Origin of the sequence: Microcystis sp. LE18-22.4A, assembly GCF_027531105.1 — a bacterium.
In the GTDB taxonomy this organism is placed as follows: domain Bacteria; phylum Cyanobacteriota; class Cyanobacteriia; order Cyanobacteriales; family Microcystaceae; genus Microcystis; species Microcystis aeruginosa.
This window is the reverse complement of sequence record NZ_JAPZRB010000081.1, coordinates 1-8,541: the sequence shown is the minus strand read 5'-3', so window position 1 is coordinate 8,541 and position 8,541 is coordinate 1. Positions and strand designations below refer to the sequence as shown.

The window sequence follows — 8,541 nt, the reverse complement described above, 5'->3', positions numbered from 1 at the left end:
AGCGTCGGGTTTTGAAGGGTTGTCATCCGTTGTCATAATTGTACCAGAAGGCAATTGATAGCCTGTTAAATTCCCTTGTTTCCACCACCTCCAAGCCGTTCGATAACTTATTCCTGTTTTTTTTGCCTAGTCTGATAGTTTCATGTCTATATATTACCTTACCTGACTATATCTGACTATATTTGTATTGAAACTTTACAATACTAAATCCGGTTATTAAAAACTGATTATTTATTCTCTCTTTTGCATGAGTGCCTGTCCTAATATGTAGCCTATACTCAACGGATTTAGTATTAGTTGAATAATCTTTGCAGAAAAGTGCTTCGATCCCGCAGGAAAACCTGAGCGCAATTGCGCCCCGGCATTCCCGAAATTGAGCCGCCGGGGTGAGTTCCTGCCCCAGTTAAATAAAGGTGTTTAATTGGGGTTTTGTAGTTAGCTATTTCCGGCAAAGGACGCAGGAAAATCATCTGATCTAAGGTCATATCAAGATGATAGTAATTACCTTTATAGGAACCCAAACGATTAGCTAATTCGGCCGGACTTTCCACCCGACGGGCAATAATGGCGGATTTGAGATTTGGGGCATAATCGGCCAGTTTATCAAGAACTCGATCGGCCACGCGATTTTTTAATTCTTCCGTCCATCCCGTGCCGTTTAATCCTGTTCCCTCGGCCCCGGCAATCTGATAGGGGGCAAAAAATTCGATCCAGAGGGTATGCTTACCTTGGGGAGCCATGGAGGGATCGAGAATAGTGGGTACATCTAGGTACATCGAGGGATTTTCGTCGGGAATCTGCCCCAAAATCGTTAAAGCGTGGGCCTGTTCAACGTGACGCACGGAATCGGCGATGAGAATCGTTCCCTGTAAATACTCCTCTTTGTGATCGTAAGCCTCGAACCTTGGTGCTTCGGCGAGGGCGCAATCAATTTTAAGAATTGTTTCATTGTTATTGACAATTCGCCGTTCTACCCTTTCTCGCAATTCTGGATCGGCGGCATCCACATCGGCGGGGGCGACTAACTGTAAAAAGACTCGTCTAGCGTCAATATTAGAGATAACACCCGCTTTTGCCAGATATTCTTGTCCAGAGTCCACTCTAACCCCGATCGCTTTTCCTTCCTCGATTAGAATCTGTTTAACCTTCTGCTCGGTTAAAATTACCCCACCGAGACTGACAACACATTTCACCAGAGCCTCGGTTAGTGCGCCTGTACCACCACGAGGGCGAGCCACCCCGGGAGAATGACGCATCGCCATCATCATCATCCCGGAGGTAATGCCTTTTTGGGAGGGAGGAGCGCCAATTTCCGCCGCTAGACGAGCCAGGGGTGCTTTCACAAATTCGCTCTCAAACCACTCATTGAGGACATCTTCGGGGGAAGTAATCATCGTGCGGATGAAGTCGAGCAGTTTCTTTTTCGAGCCGATCGCTTTCCAGACACTAGCTAAGGCACTAGAGTTATAATTGCGGGCGATTCTGAGCAAATCTTGGGGCGGAGCGTTAAACCAAGGCCCAATCGCATTCATCAACTGTCCCCAATAGTCGATAAACTGAAGGTAGCGATCGGCATCTCGCGGACAAAACTGGGCAATTGCGGCGTGAGTTTTTTCCAGAGAGCGATAGGAAAGAAAATATTGGCCAGAGGGATGGGGACAGAAAACGGTAGGATCGAAGAATAAATACTCTAATCCGTGGCGTTTTAGCTCCAATTCCTCAATTACCGGTCCCAAAAAAATAAATTCGTGATCGATCGCACAGAGATTAAACTTAAAATCGGGGGCTAGATCTGGGATAACCGCTTCTGTGGTAGCCGCTCCTCCTGGTACGCTACGCTGTTCCAGAAGGAGGACACGATAACCAGCTTTGAGGAGATAGGCGGCACAAACTAAACCATTATGCCCCGCACCGATGAGGATGACATCGTAACTTTCCATGCAGTTTCAAAAATTCCTATTTTTAATTTTGCGCTTTTCTTGACTCTAATATGTTAAAAATAGTTAAAGATTCGCTGCTGTCAGCAGATTTCAGCGAGTCCTTATGAGTGAGCAGGTAGAAAACATTTAATTTTTCCTTTTTTTTATGAGTTCTTCCATCAAAGTTATGCAACCATCGGGTATTTTAGATGGCAACCAAGCCAGCGAATTTCGCCAAGAAATTGCCGAAGCCGTGCAGGGAGGGTCAGAGGTTATTATCGTTGATTTCAAGAATGTCACCTTTATGGATAGTTCTGGTTTAGGGGCGCTAGTTTTATCCTTAAAAACCGTGCGTTCTGCGGGGGGTAAACTATTGATCTGCTCGATTAATGAGCAGATAAAAATGTTGTTTGAATTAACCGATATGGATCGAGTTTTTGAAATTTTTAATAACCGAGAAGAATTAGAACAAAAAATCCTCGGAAGTTAATTAAGTAGTCGTGGAAAATTAATTTATTGGTTGGGATAGGCAAAAGGCAAGAGGCACTCATGCAAAAGCTTGATCGAAATGTGTAATTAATTTTGCTTAGGTACTTAACGAAAATCCACCTGCATGATCGAAAGATCATCCCTAAAATTACCATCAAATTGTAAAGCTTGAATTTTTTCAATAAAATTATCGAGATTTTTAGCAGAATTACAGTGATAATTTCGTAAAGATTGAATAAAGTTTTCTAGTCCCCACATCCTACCATCAGCACAATCGATCTCGTAAATTCCATCGCTAAAAAGATAAAGGCTACTGGAGAAATTCAGGGATTGAACCTGATTGATATATTCTGCTTCCGGAAACATCCCGATGGGAAAACCGGGGGCTTTCAGTCTGGTTTCAATCATCTGTCCAAAAGGTTTTTGAGTCAGGAGAACTGCCGGGGGATGACCGGCACTGGCATAGGTTAACTGTTGTTGTTTCTGATCATAAATTCCGTACCAGATAGTAAAATATTTATCATTCTTAGGACTGATTTGATAAACTTGATTTAACCCATGTAAAACCTGATTAGGTTGATAGTAATTCACCTGAGTTAAACCACGAGAACGGAGTAAATTAATCACCGAAAGGGAAGGTAAAGCCGCTCGCAAACCATGGCCAGCCACATCTAAAAGATATAACATCAAATGGTCATTATCTAACCAATAATAATCAAATCCATCCCCCCCCAATCGACGAGAAGGAAGGAAGCGAAAATCGATAGCAAGTTTTGGAGAAATAAAAGGTTCTGGTAACAGCGATCGCACATATTCCGCCGCTTCCGCTAACTCCATTTCTAGTAATTGTTTTTGCGCTTGCAGATCATGACTTAATTGATGCAAACGAATTCCCGCCCGCACGCGCGCTCTTAACTCATTAATCTCGATCGGTTTACACAAAAAATCATCTGCCCCCGCATCCAATCCCTTGACCCGATCCTCCACCGATCCCAAAGAAGTTAAGAGGATAAAAAAAGTCGTTGACAGTTGGGGATTGAGCTTAATTTGCCGGCAAACTTCCAACCCATCGATCCCCGGCATCATCCAATCACAAATAATCATCGCTGGTTTTAGTTGCCCCGCTTGCTTTAATCCTTCTTCCCCATCACTGGCAATAAAAACCTCGTATTCCTTCCGCAAAGCGCGGCTCAAAAACGTTTGAATTACTCCATCATCATCAATTACTAGAATTCGTACCATCTTTTTTGTGACTTGACTATCTCAATCTTACTGCCTACCCCCGACTCCCTGACAGATGACTTTGCTTGTCCCTCAACCAGGGATTAAATCCAGAATCGAGCTAACACATCAGTCATAGTTTGGGAAAAATGGTATAACTTCTAGCGTAAGGCATTGGAGAGGTAAGCCGGGGGTGAAGATTTCTTTTCAGGTAGATAGCGATCTCAAGTCCTTAGATACCGTTTTAAAATATTTTGAGCAACTTGAACCAGCGGGCATTCCCCAAAAAGACTGGCTCCAGTGTCAGCTTGCTCTTGCCGAAGGTTTTACCAATGCAGTCCGTCACGCTCACCGACACCTACCTCCCGAAATCCCGATCGAGATCGAGATCGAGATTACCCGATCCCAGATGGAAATTCGCATCTGGGATCGGGGTTCCGCCTTCGATTTAGAGGACTTTATCGAGAAAAACGCCTATCATGACTATAGTTTCTCTGGTCATGGGCAAGGACTGCCGATCCTCCAAAAAATCGCCGATCAACTCAGTTATACTCGCAGCGAAGATCAGCGCAACTGTCTGTTAATTATTAAACAATTTTCCCGCCATGAATCCGATCGCGCCCCTCGTTTCTCCTAGTTGGTTAGTGACTAATCTCGATCGCCCCGATCTGATGGTTATTGACTGTCGTTTTCAATTAAATGATCCCGATCTCGGTTATCAAGAGTATTTAGCCAATCATATTGAAAATGCCTTCTATTTACACCTCGATCGCGATTTATCGGCTCCCGTTGCCCGTCATGGCGGCCGTCATCCTTTACCGAATCCGCAGACGATAGCCGCTAAATTAAGCTCTTTAGGGGTGATTTCCGGCCAAACTCATGTCATCGCCTACGATGCCTCCCGTTTTGCCTTTGCCAGTCGTCTCTGGTGGTTATTACGTTATCTGGGCCATGAACGAGTCAGCATTCTCGATGGTGGTTGGCAAAATTGGTTAAATGCCGGTTATCCCGTCTCCAATCAGATACCTGTGCCGAAAACCGGCGCTTTTCTCCCCCAAGTTCAACAGGATTGGGTAGTCACAATCGAGGAGGTAAAAAGGCAAAAAGAGCAAGCGGGAGTGGTGTTAATTGATGCCAGGGAAAGCGATCGCTATCGGGGCGAAAGGGAACCGATCGATCCGATCGCCGGCCACATCGAGGGGGCGCTTAATTATCCCTGGTTAGAAGTCACCGATAGTCAGGGTTTTTCTCAACCCCCGGCCCAGCAAAAACAACGTTGGCAAGAGCGGCAAGGCGATCGAGAAATTATCCTCTACTGTGGTTCGGGAGTGACAGCCTGTGTCAATATCCTTTCCCTTACCCTAGCCGGATACGAGAATGTTAAGCTATATTCTGGAGGTTGGAGTGATTGGTGTTCCTACCTGATCTAACCAGCCTTGTTGATACCCATCTATCGAGAAAGATTATCGAAATGACCTAATTACTGTACAATCTCCCTATTATCACTTTTAATTATTCCGAAACTATTATCTAGTTTGTCTCCTAGACAAAAAAGCTAATTTTTATTTTAGTTGCTATCTTTTTGCTCTCAAATCACCGCTATTCCTCAAAGAATAGTCGTTTTCCCCCGTAAAATTACTTTTTAGTAATTTTATAGTTAAACTCTATAAAAAATTAGGTATGTATTTTGTATGACAGAAGCCGGTCTTTGTCATTGTAATGGTGGCGGCCGTCCGAAAGATCGCCTTTCGATTTTTGTGGATGGCAATAATATGTTTTATGCTCAACAAAAAAATGGTTGGTTTTTTGACCCGCGTAAGGTGTTAAATTACTTCACCAACGACCCGAATATTATGTTAATTAATGCCTTTTGGTACACGGGTTTAAAAGATTCCCAAGATCAAAGAGGTTTTCGCGATGCTTTAATTAGTTTGGGTTATACGGTGAGAACAAAAATTTTGAAAGAATATTATGATGATAGTTCTGGTCGTTTTTCCCAGAAAGCTAATTTAGATATCGAAATTGTCGTCGATATGTTTAATACCGTCGATCAATACGATCGAGTGATTTTATTTAGCGGTGATGGCGATTTTGAACGAGCGATCGAACTATTGCGCTCTAAAAATACTCATATTACTGTAGTTTCTACGGAAGGGATGATCGCTAGGGAATTGCGAAATGCCACCGATCGCTATATTGACCTGAATGATATTCGCAAAGATATCGAAAAAAGTGATTATTAACCGGCCGTTTTGTCTTTAAACCGGCTATTTATCCCATTTTTCTTTATTGGTATTCCTCACCCCAATCCTTCTCCCAGAAGGGGATAGGTGAGGGAATTAACCATCTCTTGTTTATTTTTCCTTGAGTCGAAATAGTAAAAACTGATTGACCTGATTCGGATTAAAATTATCATCACTGACTAAAATCAAAGAGCGACTGCCATCAGCTAATCTTGGACCGAGGGTCATTCCTTCCAAATTATCTAAATCAATCCCTAAAGTCCCTAAATCTAGTAATAATTTTTTCCGCAAGGGTTGCACCTGTAAAGCTTCTAATTCTCCCGGTATCCGAGCAATTTTCGAGGTATCGGTGGCACTCCCATTAACTACCTGAAATAGTTTCGCTCCAAAACCTTCTAAACCAAAAGTTCGCTCTAAACTGAGAAAATAACCCTCTTTTTCTAAAGCTAATAATTCCGTTAAACCGTAGTATCTCGCAGCACTGGGTGGCTCATCTAACACATACAATTGTTCTGATACTAACACAGGCGCACCAATCGGATCAATAACATAATGAAGAAGTCGCACTCTGAGATTTTCTGCTCTTTTTCCCGTGGGACTATCTTGAATTAAAGCGTTTTCTGTGGCAGTAAACAAACGAAAAGGATCGTCTTTGAGAGTGCTGGTAATCCCTAAAGTTAAGGATTCAAACCCTAAATTATCCTCTATTCCTTTTTGATTGGTATCATCTGGTAAAAAGCGATTAGGAATTAACAAAGACTCCTTTAATTGTCCCTGCAAATCAAATTCAGCAATAAAAGGAGCAATTCCCTGTTTAACCGCACCTTCACTGGAAATAAACAAAGTTTGTCGGGGCGAAAAAGCGATACCTTCCGGGTCGATCGATCCCTTTTTAAACGTTTCTCCCTTGCCATCTTTTAGGAACGTGACTGCCTCTAAATTCACTTTTTCGATTTTTTCACCATTTATCTGCAAACTAGCCCGATAAAAGCGGGCCGGAGCTTTCTGAGAACGATCATCACTGAGGAGATAAAAGCGGTTATTGGCACGATCGTATGTAATTGCCGATAATCCCCCCACCCTTGTCCCTTGATAATCCGCTTGTGGCAATTGATATTCTCCCAAAAACTCGACCGAGAGGGGTAGAAACATTCGTTGTTCTGCTAAAACTTGCGGGGAGACACCACAGGCCCCCAGACTAAAGGTTACAATCAAACTAGCAATTAAACCCAAAATTGGGAAACGCAAATTTTCGGCAGTCAGTCTCTTATAGAATCGATCGATCACAAAATATCATCCTCTACTACGCTCCTATCAATCTATTATGCTACGTTTTTCTCTCAGTTTATGGCTCTGTTTGATCGCTACTTCCCTTCCTCTCCTAGCACAAACAGAAACCCCTGCACCCAATCCCCTCGAAACTCCCCTAAAAAGTCCTTTATTACCCGCAATCGATCGCCCTTTAACTCCCTTGGAGCGTCGTCAACTGTTATTATACATCGATCAACGCGATGCTGAAGCTCAAGCTAAATACGATGCCGGATTAAATGAGGAAGCTTTTCCTATCTGGTATGAAGTGATTAAATTAAATCGTTATTTAGGAGCAAAAGAAGAAGTAAAATCTTTGGGAAAAGTGGGGTTAGCAGCTTGGAATCGAGATCGAACCGAGGATGTTAAATTAATTACTGCTCGTTTAAAAGCTCTGCAACAAACTGCGGAAACTAACCAGACAATGGACGGGGAATTATTAGCATTACTAGGTACATCCTATCAACAGGTACGAGCTTTTAATGAGGCGATAATTATCTATGATAAAATCCTAGCTAATGCCAGACAATCTGGTGATAATCTGGCAGTAGAAGCAACTTTAAATAAACTTGGTCAAATTCATTTATCCCGTTTTGATTATCAAAAAGCAGCTCCAGTCTATGAGGAATTATTAACTATTTCTAAGGCGCAGAATAATTCTTTAACTCAAGGAATTTATTTGCAAAGACTAGCAGAAATTTATCGAGAATCTCTGCAACCAGCTAACGCCGTAAAAATTAAAGAAGAAATAGCTGAAACCCAAATCAGAAATCAGCAAATACAGTTAATCCCCGCTCTAAAAATTCAAATTGGTTTAGATTACCAAGCTTTAAAAGATGCAAATAAAGCCAGCCAAAACTTTCAAGAAGCCTATTCTCTCGCTTTTGCTTTACAACAGTACGGCACCGCAGGAGAAGCTTTAAATAAGTTGGCCGAACTCTATAAAAGTTATCAACAGGTAGATTATGCTTTACAAATATATCAAGAATTAATTAAAGTCCATGAATTGGGTTATAATTACTACGGTTTAATGAATACCTACGATCAAATCGGTCAAATTTATCTAGAGAAAAAAAATTATCCCCAAGCTTTACTCGCTTTCCAAAAAGGTGCGGAATTAGCCCAAGCTATCCGTTATCGTGAACAATATTTTCAAACCCAAATCACCCAAGTTAATCAAGCAATAAATAATCCTGAACAGTGATCTTTAAGTCTTTGAATAGTTAGGGCTTGCTGAATAAATCTAAAAACCTTGTTGGATAAGACTTTTGGACTTTTTTCCCCTCAAAAAGTACCAGATATGGGAGTGATCAGGGGTAAATTCAGGGACTTTTTCCCTGAAAATTAGGTAATTGACCCCC

At 42.1% G+C, this 8,541-nt stretch carries 8 protein-coding genes; 5 read left to right on the top strand and 3 right to left on the bottom strand.

Annotation, left to right across the window (positions count from 1 at the left end; all coding sequences use genetic code 11):
- Positions 1-293: 293 nt before the first annotated feature.
- Positions 294-1,940 carry a beta-carotene ketolase CrtO gene (gene crtO / locus O9295_RS03535; RefSeq protein ID WP_288031753.1) on the bottom strand — a complete coding sequence of 549 codons (1,647 nt, stop codon included), beginning with the start codon at positions 1,938-1,940 and terminating at the stop codon, positions 294-296.
- A 145-nt stretch (positions 1,941-2,085) separates the two neighbouring features.
- On the opposite strand from crtO, the gene O9295_RS03530 reads away from it, so the two are divergent.
- Positions 2,086-2,409 (top strand): STAS domain-containing protein, encoded by a 324-nt coding sequence (locus tag O9295_RS03530; protein ID WP_149988499.1) that lies wholly within the window; start codon positions 2,086-2,088, stop codon positions 2,407-2,409.
- A 104-nt stretch (positions 2,410-2,513) separates the two neighbouring features.
- On the opposite strand, the gene O9295_RS03525 is transcribed toward O9295_RS03530, so the two are convergent.
- On the bottom strand, positions 2,514-3,650 hold the full coding sequence (locus tag O9295_RS03525; protein ID WP_288031749.1) for a PP2C family protein-serine/threonine phosphatase: 1,137 nt from the start codon (positions 3,648-3,650) through the stop codon (positions 2,514-2,516).
- Between the two features lie 172 nt (positions 3,651-3,822).
- Here O9295_RS03525 and O9295_RS03520 point away from each other — a divergent pair, with 172 nt between their 5' ends.
- From O9295_RS03520 to O9295_RS03510, 3 genes are all read left to right on the top strand, one after another.
- Entirely contained in the window at positions 3,823-4,266 is a 444-nt protein-coding gene (locus O9295_RS03520) for an ATP-binding protein (protein ID WP_125731105.1), read from the top strand.
- Positions 4,235-5,059, top strand: coding sequence for a sulfurtransferase (locus tag O9295_RS03515; protein ID WP_288031746.1), 825 nt, complete (start codon positions 4,235-4,237; stop codon positions 5,057-5,059). The genes O9295_RS03520 and O9295_RS03515 overlap by 32 nt, the downstream gene beginning before the upstream one ends.
- Before the next feature lie 261 nt (positions 5,060-5,320).
- Complete coding sequence (locus O9295_RS03510) at positions 5,321-5,872, top strand: LabA-like NYN domain-containing protein (RefSeq protein WP_002764933.1); 552 nt, start codon at positions 5,321-5,323, stop codon at positions 5,870-5,872.
- Between the two features lie 111 nt (positions 5,873-5,983).
- Here the strand turns inward: O9295_RS03510 and O9295_RS03505 are convergent, their stop codons facing one another.
- Positions 5,984-7,159, bottom strand: a complete 1,176-nt coding sequence (locus O9295_RS03505) for an esterase-like activity of phytase family protein (protein ID WP_288031743.1) — start codon at positions 7,157-7,159, stop codon at positions 5,984-5,986.
- Between the two features lie 37 nt (positions 7,160-7,196).
- Here O9295_RS03505 and O9295_RS03500 point away from each other — a divergent pair, with 37 nt between their 5' ends.
- Complete coding sequence (locus tag O9295_RS03500) at positions 7,197-8,384, top strand: tetratricopeptide repeat protein (RefSeq protein ID WP_288031740.1); 1,188 nt, start codon at positions 7,197-7,199, stop codon at positions 8,382-8,384.
- The last annotated feature ends 157 nt before the right edge of the window (positions 8,385-8,541 follow it).

What these genes read in the sequence shown, in the direction of transcription:
- crtO (WP_288031753.1), bottom strand. Translation starts at nt 1,940, where the DNA reads ATGGAAAGTTACGATGTCATCCTCATCGGTGCGGGGCATAATGGTTTA.
- O9295_RS03500 (WP_288031740.1), top strand. Translation starts at nt 7,197, where the DNA reads ATGCTACGTTTTTCTCTCAGTTTATGGCTCTGTTTGATCGCTACTTCC.
- O9295_RS03530 (WP_149988499.1), top strand. Translation starts at nt 2,086, where the DNA reads ATGAGTTCTTCCATCAAAGTTATGCAACCATCGGGTATTTTAGATGGC.
- O9295_RS03515 (WP_288031746.1), top strand. Translation starts at nt 4,235, where the DNA reads ATGAATCCGATCGCGCCCCTCGTTTCTCCTAGTTGGTTAGTGACTAAT.
- O9295_RS03510 (WP_002764933.1), top strand. Translation starts at nt 5,321, where the DNA reads ATGACAGAAGCCGGTCTTTGTCATTGTAATGGTGGCGGCCGTCCGAAA.
- O9295_RS03525 (WP_288031749.1), bottom strand. Translation starts at nt 3,650, where the DNA reads ATGGTACGAATTCTAGTAATTGATGATGATGGAGTAATTCAAACGTTT.